This is a genomic window from Pseudomonas moorei (genome assembly GCF_042846945.1).
GTDB classification, from domain to species: Bacteria; Pseudomonadota; Gammaproteobacteria; order Pseudomonadales; family Pseudomonadaceae; genus Aquipseudomonas; species Aquipseudomonas moorei.
In genome coordinates this window covers 5,168,158-5,184,528 of sequence record NZ_AP035776.1, presented here as the reverse complement: position 1 = coordinate 5,184,528, position 16,371 = coordinate 5,168,158, and the positions used below count along the sequence as shown (strand labels likewise).

Annotated in this window: 12 protein-coding genes; all 12 read left to right on the top strand. The window is 62.7% G+C overall.

Annotated elements, in window-relative coordinates; genetic code table 11:
* Positions 1-41: 41 nt before the first annotated feature.
* The 12 genes from ACGJAX_RS24250 to ACGJAX_RS24195 all read left to right on the top strand — a co-directional run bounded on the left by ACGJAX_RS24250 (position 42) and on the right by ACGJAX_RS24195 (position 16,356).
* Entirely contained in the window at positions 42-1,598 is a 1,557-nt protein-coding gene (locus ACGJAX_RS24250) for a long-chain-fatty-acid--CoA ligase (RefSeq protein ID WP_390956448.1), read from the top strand.
* Positions 1,598-2,032 (top strand): PaaI family thioesterase, encoded by a 435-nt coding sequence (locus ACGJAX_RS24245; RefSeq protein WP_247254945.1) that lies wholly within the window; start codon positions 1,598-1,600, stop codon positions 2,030-2,032. Before ACGJAX_RS24250 ends, ACGJAX_RS24245 begins: the two co-directional genes overlap by 1 nt.
* Positions 2,023-3,546, top strand: a complete 1,524-nt coding sequence (locus tag ACGJAX_RS24240) for a long-chain-fatty-acid--CoA ligase (protein ID WP_390956446.1) — start codon at positions 2,023-2,025, stop codon at positions 3,544-3,546. The genes ACGJAX_RS24245 and ACGJAX_RS24240 overlap by 10 nt, the downstream gene beginning before the upstream one ends.
* Positions 3,547-3,793: 247 nt before the next feature.
* Positions 3,794-4,933: an acyl-CoA dehydrogenase family protein gene (locus ACGJAX_RS24235; RefSeq protein WP_090320314.1), complete on the top strand. Its 1,140-nt coding sequence runs from the start codon at positions 3,794-3,796 to the stop codon at positions 4,931-4,933.
* A gap of 31 nt (positions 4,934-4,964) precedes the next feature.
* The gene (locus tag ACGJAX_RS24230; protein ID WP_390956445.1) at positions 4,965-6,170 is read left to right on the top strand and encodes a thiolase C-terminal domain-containing protein; all 1,206 of its coding nucleotides are present in this window, start codon (positions 4,965-4,967) and stop codon (positions 6,168-6,170) included.
* The gene (locus ACGJAX_RS24225) at positions 6,167-7,324 is read left to right on the top strand and encodes an acyl-CoA dehydrogenase family protein (protein WP_090320320.1); all 1,158 of its coding nucleotides are present in this window, start codon (positions 6,167-6,169) and stop codon (positions 7,322-7,324) included. The genes ACGJAX_RS24230 and ACGJAX_RS24225 overlap by 4 nt, the downstream gene beginning before the upstream one ends.
* A 22-nt stretch (positions 7,325-7,346) precedes the next feature.
* Positions 7,347-8,348: an acyl-CoA dehydrogenase family protein gene (locus ACGJAX_RS24220; protein WP_390956444.1), complete on the top strand. Its 1,002-nt coding sequence runs from the start codon at positions 7,347-7,349 to the stop codon at positions 8,346-8,348.
* A gap of 11 nt (positions 8,349-8,359) precedes the next feature.
* Positions 8,360-9,148 carry a crotonase/enoyl-CoA hydratase family protein gene (locus ACGJAX_RS24215; protein WP_090320325.1) on the top strand — a complete coding sequence of 263 codons (789 nt, stop codon included), beginning with the start codon at positions 8,360-8,362 and terminating at the stop codon, positions 9,146-9,148.
* 167 nt (positions 9,149-9,315) lie between these two features.
* On the top strand, positions 9,316-11,148 hold the full coding sequence (locus ACGJAX_RS24210) for a DUF1302 family protein (RefSeq protein ID WP_390956443.1): 1,833 nt from the start codon (positions 9,316-9,318) through the stop codon (positions 11,146-11,148).
* Between the two features lie 26 nt (positions 11,149-11,174).
* The gene (locus tag ACGJAX_RS24205) at positions 11,175-12,542 is read left to right on the top strand and encodes a DUF1329 domain-containing protein (protein ID WP_248916441.1); all 1,368 of its coding nucleotides are present in this window, start codon (positions 11,175-11,177) and stop codon (positions 12,540-12,542) included.
* 135 nt (positions 12,543-12,677) lie between these two features.
* Positions 12,678-14,870 (top strand): LuxR C-terminal-related transcriptional regulator, encoded by a 2,193-nt coding sequence (locus ACGJAX_RS24200; RefSeq protein WP_390956442.1) that lies wholly within the window; start codon positions 12,678-12,680, stop codon positions 14,868-14,870.
* A gap of 133 nt (positions 14,871-15,003) precedes the next feature.
* A complete protein-coding gene (locus ACGJAX_RS24195; RefSeq protein WP_390956441.1) occupies positions 15,004-16,356 on the top strand; it encodes an aldehyde dehydrogenase family protein in 1,353 nt (450 codons plus the stop codon).
* Positions 16,357-16,371 lie beyond the last annotated feature (15 nt).

Below are 16,371 nucleotides of genomic sequence, written 5' to 3'. Positions count from 1 at the left end.
ATGCGTTCTTACCTGACAACAATAATTCACAGGAAACCATCATGTATCTCACCCAAGGACTGCACCGTGTTTTGCAGCAGCGCCCTCATGCCCTGGCGACGGTTTTCCGCGACCGGCGCCACACCTATGCACAACTGGCCGACCGCGTAGCCCGCCTGGCCGGTGCCTTGCAGCAACTGGGCATGCAGACCGGTGACCGCGTGGGCCTGCTCGGCCTGAATTCCGATCGTTTTCTCGAGTACTACCTGGCCACCTGGTGGGGCGGTGGTGTGGTCAACCCGGTCAATATTCGCTGGAGCGTGGCGGAAATCGTTTATTCGCTGGATGATTGCGACACGCGCATCCTGATGATCGACGACACCTTCCTGTCGATGGCCGACAGCATTGCCGGCACCGCCAAAGTGCGGCCGCTGTTGATCCACATCGGCGAAGGCCCGACGCCCGAAGGCATGTTGTCTTACGAACAACTGATTCGCGACGCCGAGCCGGTCGATGATGCCTTTCGTGGCGGTGACGACCTGGCCAGCATCATGTACACCGGTGGCACTACCGGCCTGCCAAAAGGCGTGATGCAGTCGCACATGAACCTGTGGAGCGCCGCCGTGGCCCGTGCCGCCGATGTTCCGGTGCCGGCCGACGCGCTGACCTTGCACATTGCTCCGATGTTCCACCTGGCCGCACTGTCGCGGGTGATCCTGATCTCGTTGCTGGGCTTGCCGAGCATCTTCGTCCCGGCCTTCGACCCGCTGAACGTGATGCAAACCATCGAACGCGAGCGCATCACCGACATCCTGATCGTACCGACCATGATCCAGGCGTTGATCATGCATCCGGAGTTCGCCAACTATGACCTCAGCAGCCTGCGCAGCCTGACCTACGGCGCCTCGCCGATTGCCGTGCCCTTGCTGCAACTTGCCTTGAAAGCCCTGCCGAACGTCGAGTTCACCCAAGGCTACGGCATGACCGAAGCCGCGCCGCCGATTTCCGCCAACGGCCCGCAGAACCATGGTCCCGAAGGCATTGCCAATGGCCGGCTGCGCTCGGCCGGGCGTCCAGGGCTGGGCGTGACGGTGCGCATCGTCGACGAACATGAAAACGAAGTCCCGCGCGGAACGGTCGGCGAAGTGCTGGTGCGTGGGCCGAACATCATGCTCGGCTACTGGAACAAACCCGAAGAAACCGCCCAGGCCCTGCGTGGCGGCTGGATGCACACGGGCGATGGCGCCTACATGGACGACGAGGGTTACATCTACATCGTCGATCGCTTCAAGGACATGATCGTCAGTGGTGGCGAAAACGTTTATTCGGGTGAAGTCGAAAGCGCGATTTCCAGCCATCCGGCCGTCGCTGCCTGCGCGGTGATCGGCATTCCGTGCGCACAGTGGGGCGAAGCGGTACACGCGGTGATTGTGCTCAAACCTGATCTCGAAGCAGCCGGCGCGGACATCATCGAACATTGCCGTCGGCAGATCGCCGGCTACAAGACACCGAAGTCGGTCGAGTTCCGCAGCGCGTTGCCGCTGTCCGGTGCCGGCAAGGTGCTCAAGCGCGACCTGCGCGAACCTTACTGGGCCGGCAAGGACCGGAGTGTCAGCTGATGGCGCTGGACAAGGGAGGGGCAACGATTCCCGAGGGATTCACTGCGCTGGAAAGCCTCTCGGGTTTCCTGCGCAATTGCGGTGACTTCTTCCTCCATGATGAACGGCCGATCGTGGCCGTGCGTCTGCAGCCGCACCACCTCAACTATGTGCACATCGCCCATGGCGGTTTCCTCGCCACGGTGGCGGACAGCGCCTTCGGCATCGTTTTACGGCGCCATTTGCAGCCGCCATCGGTTGCGCTGACGGTCAACCTGAACGTCGATTACATCGGTCCGGTGCGCGAAGGCGAGTGGCTGGAGGCGCATGTGGAAGTGCTCAAGACCGGCGGCACCTTCATCAACGCCAGCTGCCTGTTGAAGGTCGGCGAGCGCCTGGTGTTGCGGGCCAACGGTGTCTTCACCACCTGGAAAGGCAAGACACCATGTACATGACCCAGTGTCTGCAACGCACCTTGCAGCAAAACCCGGAGCACCTGGCGACGATCTTCGGCGATCGCCGCCAGACCTATCGCCAGTTTGGTGAACGTGTCGCTCGCCTGGCGGGCGCCTTGCAGAACCTGGGGATGGCGGCGGGAGACCGGGTTGGCACGCTGGCGCTCAATTGCGACCGTTACCTTGAGTACATCATGGGGGTCTGGTGGGGCGGCGGGGTGCTCAACCCGGTCAACATTCGCTGGAGCGTGCCGGAGATTGTCTATTCGCTGGACGATTGCGCCACCGGCTTCCTGATTGTCGATGAGCACTTCGCGGCGATGGCCGAAGGTATCCGCAAGACCGCCCGCCAGGCGCCACGGTTTATCTACGCCGGGGACGGTGAAGTGCCGCCGGGCATGCTCGGTTATGAGCAGTTGCTGGCCCAGGCAACGCCGGTCGAGGATGCAGGACGCGGCGGGGAAGACCTCGCCTGCATCATGTACACCGGCGGCACCACCGGTTTTCCCAAGGGCGTCATGCAGTCTCATCTGAACCTGTGGTCGGCGTGCATGCCGCGCATGGTTGACATGCCGCCAATACGCGATGGCCGGTTATTGCACGTCGCACCGTTGTTCCACGTCGCCGGCATGGCCCGCGCGTTGATCCAGTTCATGGCCGGTGAAAGCCATGTGCTGCTGTCGGGTTTCGACGCGGCTGAGGTGTTGCGGGTGATCGAGCGGGAACGGATCACCGAGACGCTGCTGGTGCCGACCATGATCCTCGCGTTGCTGGCCCATCCGGAATTTGATCGCCATGACCTCAGTAGCCTCAAACGCCTGACCTATGGTGCGTCACCCAGCGCGGGCGAAATGGTGGAGCAGGTGTTGGCCCGGCTTCCGGACCTCGAGCTTTCTCATTCCTACGGACTGACTGAAGCCTGCCCGGTGGTGTCGAGCAATCTGCCGTGCAATCACACGGCGCAAGCGCGCCGGAGCGGTTTGTCGCGTTCGGTCGGGCGGGGTGGGCTGGGGGTCAATGTGAAGATCGTCGACCCGCAAGGCCGGGAAGTTCCACGTGGCACGGTCGGCGAGATCATCGTGCGCGGGCCGAACATCATGCAGGGCTATTGGAACAAGCCTGAAGAAACCGCCTGGGCATTGCGCGATGGCTGGTTGTACACCGGTGATGCCGCGTACATGGACGAGCAGGGGTACCTGTTCATCGTCGACCGCCTCAAGGACATGATCGTCAGCGGTGGCGAGAATGTTTACTCGGCGGAAGTCGAAAACGTCCTCGCCCGCCACCCGGCCGTGGCGCTGGCGGCGGTGATCGGCGTGCCCCATGAGCAATGGGGCGAGGCGGTGCACGCGGTGGTGGTGCGCAAACCCGGCGCCCAGGTCGATGCCGAGCAATTGCGCCTGTATTGCCGGGAGTTCATCGCCGGCTACAAATGCCCGAAGAGCGTGGAGTTCCGCGACGAGTTGCCGCTTTCGGCCGCCGGTAAAGTCCTCAAGCGCGAACTGCGTTCATAACCACACCACAACCCCCCTGTGGGAGCGAGCCTGCTCGCGAAGACGGTATGCCAGTCAACATGAATGTTGAATGTGACGACCTTTTCGCGAGCAGGCTCGCGCCCACCGTTTTTTGCGCCAGTGCTTCAGATCGTTTTCCTCCAGGCATTCGCTACCCAATCCGGGTGGCTTCACCACCCACCCGCGTCAATACAGTGGACTCACGAACCAGGCGCAAGCCTTGCCTGGCAACCCACTGGAGATCCCGATGCACATCAACCGTACTGTCTACCGAGAAGACCACGAAATGCTGCGTGAAACCGCGCGCCGTTTCTTCGAGCGTGAATGCCTGCCCAAGCAGGCGCAGTGGGACGCCGCTGGCCAGGTCGACCGGGAGACCTGGCTCAAGGCCGGTCGCCATAACCTGCTGTGCCTCACCGTGCCGACCGAGTACGGCGGTGGTGGCGGTGACTTCGGGCACTCGGCGGTACTGATCGAAGAGTTGTACCGCGCCGGGGTCTCGGGCTGGAGCCTGGGTGTGCACTCCGACATCGTTGCGCCGTACATCGTGCGTCTGGGCACCGAAGAGCAAAAACAAAAATGGCTGCCGAAAATCTGCACCGGCGAAACCGTACTGGCCGTGGCGATGACCGAGCCTGGCACCGGTTCGGACCTCAAGGCGATCCGCACCACCGCTGTGCGTGACGGTGACGAGTGGGTGATCAATGGCAGCAAGACCTTCATCAGCAACGGCCTGACCTGCGACATGGTGGTGGTCGTCTGCAAGACCGACCCGAGTGCCGGCGCCAAGGGCTGCAGCCTGATCGTGGTCGAGTGCGACCGTGAAGGTTTCCGTCGCGGGCGCAAGCTGGAAAAGGTCGGCCAGCACGCCGCCGACACCGCCGAGCTGTTCTTTGACAACGTGCGCGTGCCAGTGGGCAACCTGCTCGGTGAAGAAAACAAAGGCTTCATGCACCTGATGGAAGAACTGCCGCAAGAGCGCCTGGTGATCGCGCTGTACAGCGCGGCCAAACTCGAGCGTTTGCTGGAGCAGACCGTCGAGTACGTGAAGGACCGCAAGGCGTTCAACCAGACCGTCTGGGACTTCCAGAACACCAAATTCAAGCTGGCCGACATCAAGGCCCAGGCCACGGCCGTGCGCCTGACCATCGACCACTACATCGGCGAGCACATGCGTCGTCGCCTCACGGTGCAGGAGTCGGCCATCGCCAAGCTCTTCGCCACCGAAACCCTGTGGAAGTGCATTGACGACATGGTCCAGCTGCATGGCGGCTACGGCTACATGATGGAGTACCCGATCGCCCGCGCCTTCGTCGACATGCGTGTGACGCGTGTCTTCGGTGGCACCAGCGAAGTGCTGCGCGAACTGATCGCGCGCCAGTTGTGATCCTTTCCCCCTCATTTTTTCAGGTGACAGCATGAGCGAAAAAGTACTGGTAGCCGGTGTCGGCATGATCCCGTTCCGCAAGCCGAGCGAGAGCCCGACCTACGTGCAGATGGGCGCCGAAGCGGTGCGTCGCGCCCTGGCCGATGCGGGTATCGATTACAAGCTGGTGCAAGAGGCGTACGCCGGTTATGTCTATGGCGATTCAACCTGCGGCCAGACCGTGTTGTACGAAGTGGGCATGACCGGGATTCCGGTGGTGAACGTCAACAACAATTGCTCCACCGGTTCCACCGCGCTGTACCTGGCGCGCAAGGCCATCGAATCCGGTTCGGTCGATTGCGTCCTGGCGGTGGGTTTCGAGCAAATGCAGGCCGGCGCGCTGAAATCCCATTGGGATGACCGTCCGCCGACCCGCGAGCGTTTCCTGCCGATCCTGCGCGGTCTCACCGCCGATATGGATGGCATGGCTCAGGCCATCCGTACCTTTGGTGGTGCCGGGCGCGAGTACATCCAGAAGTACGGCATTAAAATGGAAACCTTCGCCGCCGTGCGCGCCAAGGCCAGCCGTCATGCTGCCAACAACCCGCTCGCATTGTTCCGCAAGGTGCTCAGCGTCGAAGACGTGATGAACGACCCGGTGATTCTGCCGGGCGTCATGACCCGCCTGATGGCCTGCCCGCCCACCTGTGGCGGTGCCGCGGCGATCCTGGTTTCCGAGCGTTTTGCCAGGAAGCATGGCCTGCGCCGTGACGTGGAAATCGTTGCCCAGGCAATGACCACCGACACTCCCGAGTCCTTCAACTTCGAAAAGCCGTCGATGCTTGATTGGGTCGGCACGCACATGACCCAGGCCGCCGTCGGCCAGGTCTACGAGAAGGCCGGCGTCGGCCCGCAAGACATCGACGTCTGCGAACTGCACGACTGTTTCGCCCAGAACGAAGTGATCTGCTACGAGTCGCTGGGCTTGTGCCCCGAGGGCGGCGCGGAAAAATTCGTTCTGGACGGGGACAACACCTACGGCGGACAAATTGTCATCAACCCGTCCGGTGGCCTGCTGTCGAAGGGGCATCCGCTGGGTGCTACCGGCCTGGCGCAATGCTACGAGCTGACCCAGCAACTGCGCGGCAACGCCGATCAGCGCCAGGTCGAGGGCGCACGCCTGGCGATGGCGCACAACCTGGGACTGGGCGGCGCGTGTGTGGTGACGCTCTACGGCAAAGTCGGAGGTGGCCAGTGAGCAGCCTGCTCGACGCCTTCCGTTTGACCGCGCTGCCGGAACACGCGGAAGCCTTTCGCGCTGAGGTCAAACATTTTCTGGCTGCGCATCTGCCACGGGTTTCGGCCGATGTGCGGGCGCGCAGCTGGACCGGATTCGACGCCGCATTCAGCCGCGAACTGGCCCGGCGTGGCTGGGTCGGCCTGACCTTGCCGCAAGCCTATGGCGGCGCCGGGCTGGATGCGTTCAGCCGCTTTGTACTGGTCGAGGAATTGCTCTCGGCCGGTGCCCCGGTCGCTGCGCACTGGATCGCGGATCGCCAGAGCGGGCCGCTGATCCTGAAATTTGGCAGCGATGCACAGAAAGATTTCTACCTGCCGCGCATCTGCGCCGGTCAGGCGTTCTTCTGCATTGGCATGAGCGAACCCAACTCGGGTTCGGACCTGGCCAGCGTGCGCAGTCGCGCCACACGGTGCGAAGGCGGGTGGCGCCTGAGCGGGCGCAAGATCTGGACCACCAACGCGCATCACGCCGACTACATGATCGCCCTGGTGCGCACCAGCGGTGCGCCCGAAGACCGCCAGAGCGGACTGTCGCAATTCATCATCGATCTCAAGCAACCGGGAATCAGCATTCGCCCGATTGTCGACCTCGCCGGTGATGCGCATTTCTCCGAAGTGGCATTCGACGATGTGCTGCTCGGCGAAGACGCCTTGGTGGGCGAAGAGGGCAGCGGCTGGAAACAAGTCAACGCCGAACTGGCTTTCGAGCGCAGCGGGCCGGAGCGTTTCTACTCCAGTGTGGTGTTGCTGGACCTCTGGGCTGACACTCTGCGTCGCAACGGTGCCAGCGCCGCCGAAACGGCATTGCTCGGCAGTTTCATCACGCAACTGACCAGCCTGCGCAACCTGTCGCTGGCGTTGACGGCCTTGCTCGCGAAGGGCGAAAGCCCGGTGGTGGAGGCCGCGTTGGTCAAGGACATCGGCACCGAATTCGAACAGGCGATTCCGGCGGCGATCGCCGCATCGATCAGTGCTGATCCGGATGCTCCGGTCGACGAGGAGTTGTACCGCACCGTCGCCTACCTGAATCAGGTTGCACCGACCTTCTCGTTGCGCGGCGGCACCCGGGAAATCCTGCGCGGCATGATCGCCCGTGGCCTGGGCCTGCGTTGATATCGAATAGGAAGAGATCGTCATGTTCACTGAAGCCATAGAGAAAATACTGACCGACTTGTGCACTCCGGCACAGGTCCGCGCGGTTGAAAACGGTGACTGCGCCAGCGCGTTTTGGCGTGAGCTGGAGGACGGCGGTTTTCTGGAACTGCTGACGCCGGAAGTGGCCGACGGAGCGGGGCTGTCGCTGGCAGCGGTGTTCCCGATTTTCCTCGCCTTTGGACGCCATGCCCTGCCGCTTCCGGTCGCCCAGAGCATTGCCGCCCGGGCGTTGATGCGTGACTGCCCGCATGCGCCCCCGACCGGCATGCTGAGCCTGGCCGGCACGGCTTACCGGGATGCCGATGGCCGTTTGTGCGCTCCGCGCATGGCCTATGGCGCCCTGGCCGACTTCGCGTTGGTGAATCTGGACGGTGAGCTGCTGTTGCTCGATTGCAGTCAGGCGCAGCGCGTGCGCAGCGGTGTCCACGGCAGCCAGTGCGCCACGCTGTATTGGCCGCAGGATGCCGAGGGGATTTCCCTGGGCCGCAATGGTTCTGAGGTTCGTCTGTTCAGCGCCGCCATTCATGCCGCGGCCATTGCCGGGGCGATGGAAAAGGCGCTCGACATGACCCTCGAGTACTGCAATGACCGGGTTCAGTTCGGCAAGGCCATCGGCAAGTTTCAGGCGGTGCAGCATCAGCTCAGCGTGATGGCTGAGCAGGTGGCGGCTTCGCGCATCGCTGCCGAGCTGGCCTTCGCCTCCAACGCTACGGTTCCCGACGCGCTTGCGACAGCCATCGCCAAGGCGCGCACCAGCATGGCGGTGCCGCAAGTCACCGCCACGGCGCACGCATTGTTCGGTGCCATCGGCGTGACGGAGGAGCTGGATCTGCAACTGTTCACCCGACGCCTGCACGAGTGGCGCGTCAGCGAAGGTTCGGAAACGCACTGGAACGGTCTCGTTGGTCAGGCGCTGTTGGCGCAGCCACAGGTTGGCGCCAGTGAATTCGTGCGCAATGTCATCCCGTCACAACCCGCTTGAGGACGCCTTCCATGAGCAACTTTTTGAAGTACGAACAAGAGGGGCATGTCGTCACGCTGACGATGAACGACCCCGAGCGACGCAACCCGCTGACCGGCAACAGCGCCGTGCCCGAGTTCCTTGAAGCCATCGAACGGATCGAGCGCGACAGCAGTGTTCGCGCCGTCATCATCACCGGTGCCGGCAGCGCGTTCTGCTCCGGTGGCAACGTGCGCGACATGGACCGCTACGCGCAGATGTCGGGCATGGCGTTACGTCAGGAGTACCGCACCGGCATTCAGCGTTTGCCGCTGGCGCTGTTCAATCTGGAGGTGCCGGTCATCGCGGCCGTCAATGGCGCGGCCATCGGTGCCGGTCTCGACCTGGCCTGCATGTGCGACATCCGTGTGGCCTCCGAGCAGGCGAAGTTTGCCGAAAGCTTCGTCAAGCTGGGGATCATTCCCGGCGACGGTGGGGCGTGGTTGTTACCGCGCATCATCGGTTTGTCGCGGGCTACCGAACTGACCCTGACCGGACAAATGATCGACGCCCGCCAGGCCGAGCAATGGAACCTGGTGTCCCGTGTCGTACCGGCCGAACAGCTGCTGGACAGTGCCCGGGAAATCGCCGCGGCGATTGCGGCCAACCCGCCCCATGCCGTGCGTCTGGCCAAGCGCCTGTTGCGCGAAGCCTTGCACACGCGACTCGACACGCTGCTGGAAATGTCCGCGACTTTTCAGGTGCTGTCGCACCAGACCGCGGATCACCGCGAAGCCGTGGCGGCGTTCATCGAGAAGCGACCCGCGACTTTCACAGGGTAAGTGTCACCACGCGTAACGCCCGTTGAGCGCCTCTCTGATCGGGCTGTTACACCGCAACAAAAACCGAAAAAAACACGCCCTCCAAATCACCCATTCGGGTGTGAGGGCATCCCGGGAGCCTCGCTAGCATGGGCTCTCATCACGTCATCCTTAACCGGGGAAACCGCATGACAAAAACAACAATGCGCGGAGTCTTCCAGCCAAGTCTGCTGGCCGTAGCTGTAATCATTGCGACTTGTGCGAGCAACCAGGCTCACGCAGTCGATTTCAATATCGGGGAAATTGAAGGGAAGTTTGACTCGTCGCTGTCGATCGGTGCCAGTTGGTCCGCGGCAAACCCGGACAAACAGTTCATTTCCAACTTCAACTCCCAGGGCGTAACCGGGGGCGAGTCCGCTTCGCGCACCACCGATGACAACCGTTTGAACTTCAAGAAAGGTGAAACCTTCTCGAAGATCTTCAAGGGTGTGCATGACCTGGAGCTGAAGTACGGCGACAGCGGCGCCTTCGTGCGCGGCAAGTATTGGTATGACTTCGAGTTGATGGACGAGAGCCGTCCGTTCTACGACATCAATGACAGCGGTCGTGATCGCGCGGCGAGATCGTCCGGGGCGATGTTCCTCGACAGCTTCGTGTACCACAACTACACCATCGGCGATCAGGTCGGCAACGTGCGCCTGGGCAAGCAAGTGGTGAGCTGGGGCGAGAGTACGTTCATCGGCAACTCGATCAACAGCATCAACCCGGTCGACGTCGCCGCCTTGCGTCGTCCTGGCGCGGAAGTGAAGGAAGGCCTGATTCCGGTCAACTTGCTCTACGTGTCCCAGGGCCTGGCGGACAACATCACGGCAGAGGGCTTTTATCAGCTGCAGTGGGATAAATCGGTGGTCGACAACTGCGGCACGTTCTTCGGCAGCGATGGCATAGCCCAAGGTTGTGATGACCGTCTGGTCATCGCCGGTCAGGACCTGCCGCCCGGTGCAGCGAAAAACACAGGCGGTCTGGCCGCCATCGCCGCCGGTACCGATGACGCCTTCATCCCGCGCCTGAACGACAACGATGCACGCAACAGTGGTCAGTATGGCCTGGCGCTGCGCTGGTATGTGCCGGAGGCCAACGACACCGAGTTCGGCGCCTACGCGATGAACTACCACAGCCGCAACCCCTACCTGAGCATCACACAGATGAGCAAGCCGGCCGGTGGCCTGGCCTCGGCGCGCAGTGCCCGTTACTTCATCGATTATCCGGAAGACATTCATCTGTACGGGCTGAGCTTCCAGACCAACGTCGAGGGCGTGGCACTGGGTGGCGAAGTCAGCTACCGACCGAACATGCCGCTGCAGCTGAACACGGCTGACCTGTTGTCCGCCGCGACCTTCGGCGCGACCTCGCCGCTGATCACCACCGGCTTCGCCGGCCGCAACCTGGGCGCCGAGGTCAACGGCTACAAGCGTATGCCGGTGACCCAGGCGCAAGTGACCGCCACCCAGTTCTTCGATCAGGTGCTCGGCGCCAGTCGTCTGACCCTGGTGGGCGAGGTCGGTTACAACCACATCAGTGGCCTGGGCAAGGCAGATGGCACGGACCTGCGCTTCGGTCGCAGCCCTGCGTTCGGCTCCGGTGAACTGCCGGGCGTTGCCGGTGCAGCCACCTGTCGCGGTACCGCTGCGGGCACGCCGACGGCGAGCAACCCGGCGCAGGAATGCAACGACGATGGTTTCTACACCAGCAACAGCTGGGGCTATCGCCTGCGCGGCAAGCTGGATTACCCGAACGTGTTCGCCGGCATCAACCTGTCGCCCAACATCGCCTGGTCCCATGACGTCGAGGGTTATGGCCCGAACTTCGATGAAGGTTCAAAAGCCGTCAGCCTGGGTGTCGACGCCGATTACCAGAACACCTACACCGCCAGCCTGAGTTACACCAATTACTTCGGTGGCGATTTCAACACCAACGTCGACCGCGACTACGTCGCGCTCAGCTTCGGCGTGAATTTCTGATGCAACGTTGCCAGAGGATCCTGAACATGAACGCACGTTTTATCCTGCGCGCCGGCGCACTGAGTCTCTCGCTGCTGGCCAGCGGCGTCATGGCTGCCGTCACGCCCCAGGAGGCCGCTCAGTTGGGCACCACGCTGACGCCCCTGGGCGCTCAGAAAGAGGGCAATGCCAACGGCAGCATCCCGGCCTGGACCGGTGGTCTGAAGCCGGGTGCGGCACCGCTCGACAATGGCTTTCTGGGCGATCCGTTTGCCGGCGAGAAGCCAGAGGTCGTGATCACCGCGGCCAATGCCGAGCAGTACAAGGACAAGCTGACACCGGGTCAACTGGCGATGTTCAAGCGCTACCCGGACAGCTACAAGATCCCGGTGTACAAGACCCATCGCACGGCAGCTTCGCCACAGAACATCTATGACATCGCCAGGAAAAGTGCGGTGACCACCGAACTGACCCCTGACGGCAATGGACTGCTGAACTTCGCGCAAACCCGCTACTACCCGTTCCCGATTCCGAAGAACGGCGTCGAGGTTTACTGGAACCACACCAACCGTTATCGCGGCGGCAACATGGAGCGCCAGGCGGCGCAGGCGGCACCGCAGACCAACGGCTCGTATTCCATCGTCGAGTACGACGACAAGCTGGCGTTCCCGCAGCTGATGGAAGGCGTCGAAGCCGGGCAGGGCGACAACGTTCTGTACTACTACAAACAGGAAATCACCGCGCCTTCGCGCATGGCCGGCAGTGTGATCCTGATCCACGAGACCATCGACCAGGTCAAGGAGCCGCGCCTGGCGTGGGTCTACAACGCCGGTCAACGCCGCGTGCGCCGCGCACCGCAAGTGGCCTACGATGGCCCGGGCAACGGTTCCGACGGCATGCGGACCGCCGACAACACCGACATGATGAACGGCGCGCCGGATCGCTATGACTGGAAACTGGTTGGCAAAAAGGAGCTGTTGATCCCGTACAACAACTATCGGTTGCAGTCGCCGAAGCTCAAGTACGACGACATCATCAAGCCGGGGCACATCAACCAGGACCTGACCCGTTATGAGCTGCACCGCGTGTGGCACGTCGAGGCGACCTTGAAGCCGGGCCAGCGTCACGTGTATGCCAAGCGTGACATGTACTTCGACGAAGACACCTGGCAACTGGCCGAGGTCGATCACTACGACGGCCGTGGTCAGCTGTGGCGAGTGGCGGAGGGTTATGCGCTCAACGACTACGAGCGCGGCGCCTCCAACTTCGCCATGCTCGGCATCTACGACTTGATCGCCGGTCGCTACAACGTGCTGGCAATGACCAACGAGGCCAAGCATGCAACCACCTATGGCATGACGGCGAAGATGACCGACTTCACGCCATCCGCGCTGCGTAACGCCGGCATCCGCTGAGCCTTTGTCCCCGCTTGACCCAACGCCCTGTTCGCAGGGCGTTGTGCGTTCCGTCGGCTACCACCTGATGCGGGTGGCGCGCTGGCGGCGGTCTCGCCCAATGATGGCATCCACACACCATCAGCGAGGTCCGCCATGTTTGTGCCACGGCCGCATCTGTGCGACGTACTCAAGCGCGAGCAGCGCCGCTTGCAACTGCTTTGCGCCCCTGCCGGTTACGGAAAAACAGCGTTATTGCGCGAGTATTTGCGGGACTTGGCCGCGCCCGGGCGGGTGGTCTGGGTGAGTCTTGGCGGCCAAGCGCAGACGCTGGAATCCTTGTGCTTGATGCTGGCTGATGCCTTGGGCCTGGCACCTGATACAGCACCCGATGCCTTTCTGACATTGATAGACACAAGGGACTGGGTGACTGGCCCATCGCCGCTCCCCCGGTCGACCGCATTCCCTTGTGGGAGCGGGCTTGCCCGCGATGAGGCCTTCCCTGGCAATGAATCTGTAACTGCCGGCCCGCTTCGCCTGGTCTTCGATGATTTGCCCCCTGAGATGCCGGCCGACCTGAACCACTGGTTCGACCAGCTCCTGTCCCTCGACAACCCGCAATTGCAAGTGCTGGTCACCTGCCGCCAGCGCCCCGAATGGAACCTGCCGCAGCTGATGCTCAGAGGCGAATTGCTCGAGCTGGATGCCCGGCAACTGGCCCTGCGTCCTGATGAATTCGAGTCGCTGGTCAATCTGCTGGCGCCTGCTGCGGACACTGCCTCGCGGGAACAGTTGTGGCATCAAACGGCCGGCTGGTGCGCCGGGGTTCGTTTGCTGCCCACGGCATTACTCGGCCCCTACCTCGAACGTGAACTGTTGTCGCGCCTGAGCGAAGAACAGTGCGAGGTCCTCTTCGGCCTGGCCCATTTGTCCAAGGCCAGCGCCGACCTTTGCGAGCAACTCTGGGAAGAACAGCAGGGCGCCCGGGTGTTCAAGAGCCTGCTCGACGCCCAGGCGTTTCTGGTTCCGATCGATCATCAGCCCGGCTGGTTTCTCGTGTTGCCGGCGGTGGCGCAGGCGCTGCAAGACCGCTTGAGCGGCGCGCCGTTGAATCGGCTGCGCTTGCGCGCCTGCCAGTTGCTCAGTGTGCTGGGGCAAGTCGATGATGCGGTCGAGCAGGCGCTCAGTGCCGACCAGCCTGAGGTGGCCGCGAACTACATGGAGCGGTTGTGGCTGAGCTGGATTCTGAGCGAGCGGCATCTGGACCGCTTCCTGGACTGGCGCGAACGCATCGAACCGCAATTGCTCCAGAGCAGTTCGCGGTTGATCTATTTGTGCGCCAAGGCGTTGCTGTTCAGTGGCCGCCTGGATGAAGCCGAGGAGTGTCTGCAACGCCTCGGGCACTTCCTGCCGCTGCCCGACCCTCACCGCAGTCAGCGTTTGCTGGCGAACTGGCAGGCATTGTATGGGACCTTGCAGGCGTTGCGCGGCGATGCCGAACAGGCGCGTCTGCATTGCCATGCCGCCCTGCGTTACCTGACCGCACAAGACTGGCTGTCGGTGCTGCTGTGCCACTGCACCCTGGCGCGTATCGCCATGAACACCGGCGAGCTGAACGAAGCCCAAGTGTTGCTGGAGCATTCCCTGGAGCTGGCGCGGCGCCAGGGCAGTCGGGAGGCCGAGGTACTGGTGAACACTGATCGAGTGCGCTTGATGCTGCTTCAAGGGCAGTCGGGATTGGCCCAATCGCTGTTGCGAACCGAGCTTTCGCAACTGACGGGCAGCAGGACTCAGCCTTATCCACTGCTCGGTCGCCTGATGTTCCTGCAAGGCGAGCTGCTGTTACAGCAAGGTCAAATCGAAGAGGCCCGGCAAGTAGTGCAGGACGGGCTTTTGCAAGTACGCGACTGTTGTGCGCCGTTCGTGCTCAACGCCTACCTGCTGTTGTCCGAGATCGCTTCGCGCAACGATGAGGTCGAAAAGGCGCATCTGCTGCTGCACGAGGCCGAGCGGCGCATGCACTGGGGCAAGATCGACCGTGCGTGTTACCAGCGTCCGATCGCCCTGCAAAAAGCCCGCAACCTGTCCCGGGAATGCGAGGCCGACAGCGACAAATCCCCGGTGGCGCATGTCAGCGGCGTGCCGGATTACCAGGACGGCCTGACGCCCCGCGAAGTGTCGGTACTCAAGTTGCTGGCCGAAGGCATGTCGGTGCGCGAAGTCGGCCATCGTCTGTTCATTTCGGTCAATACCGTCAAGACCCACGCCAAGAACATCAACGTCAAGCTCGGCGCCTGCCGTCGAACCCAGGCCATCAACAGTGCCAAGGCGATGGGCATCCTGGCCTGAACCGAGCGGCTGAAAACGCCACCCACCTGATCCGGGTGGCGGCGCGGCGCGACCGATGATCAACCATGCAGGCAGCCCTGACGCAGTGCTGCGCAATCGCGGTGGCGTCCAGACAACAACAAGAGAGGTATAGATGAGCGCCATCGAGAGTTGGACGAGCACGGACATCCGCACGGTTCTGGAAAAACAGCGGGCGGCCTTCCTGGCCAATGAGCCCTGGACGGCCGGGCAACGCGGTGAGCTGCTCGATCGGGCGATCAGCTTGCTGGTCAACCACGAACAGGAAATCATCGACGCCCTGACGGCGGACTTCGGCCATCGCAGCCCTGGATTCTCGAAGGGCAGTGAGGTGCTGTCGCCGCTGGCAACCCTCAAGCAGACCAAGGCCGAACTGGCCGAGTGGATGCGCCCGGAAAAACGTCAGGCCAGGGCCGGTGAAGCCTGGGTTCAATACCAGCCGCTCGGTGTGGTGGGTATCGTGACCGCCTGGAACGTCCCTGGCTACATGGTGTTCAGCGGCCTTGCCGGTGCCCTGGCCGCCGGCAACCGGGTGATGATCAAACCCTCGGAATTCACCCCGCATACCTCGGCCCTGATCGCGCGACTGATCCGCTCGGTCTATGCCGAAGACGAGGTAGCGGTGGTAATGGGCGGTGCAGACGTCGGCCAGGCGTTTTGCGGCCAGCCGTTCGATCACCTGCTGTTCACCGGCGCCACCAGCATCGGCAAGCACGTGTTGCGCGCAGCGGCGGAAAACCTGGTGCCGGTGACCCTGGAACTGGGCGGCAAGTCGCCGACCATTATTTCTCGCACGGCAGACTTCAAGGATGCGGTGGCCAAGACGGTCGTCGGCAAGCTGCTCAACGCCGGTCAGCTGTGCGTCGCGCCGGACTACGTGTTCGTGCCACGGGAGTCGGTGGATACCTTCATCGCCATCGCCAAAGCGGTGGTCGCCGGCTTCCTGCCGACGCTCAAGGACAATCCCGACTACACCTCGATCATTAACAGCCGTCACTACGAACGCTTGCTGGGTTACCTGAGCGAAGCGCGCGAGGCCGGTGTCGAGCTGATCGAACTGAACGCGGCCGCGGAAGATTTCAGCGACGGCAAGCTCAACAAGATTGTGCCGACCCTGCTGCGCGACCCTGGCAACGATCTGCAAGTGATGCAGGACGAGATTTTCGGCCCGCTGCTGCCAATCAAACCCTACGACACCATCGACGAGGTGATTGCCCTGATCAACGCGCGGCCGCGCCCGTTGGCCCTGTACTACTTCGGCAACGATGCCGCCGAAGAAGCTTTGGTGCTGACCCGTACCTGTTCCGGCGGCGTGACCCTCAACGGCGTATTGAGCCATGCCAGTACCGAAGGCCTGCCGTTCGGCGGCGTCGGCCAGAGCGGCATGGGTGCCTATCACGGCATCGATGGCTTCCGCACCTTCAGCCACGCCAAAGCCGTGCTGCGCAACGTGCCCAATCCGGCCTGAACCCCCATTCATTCT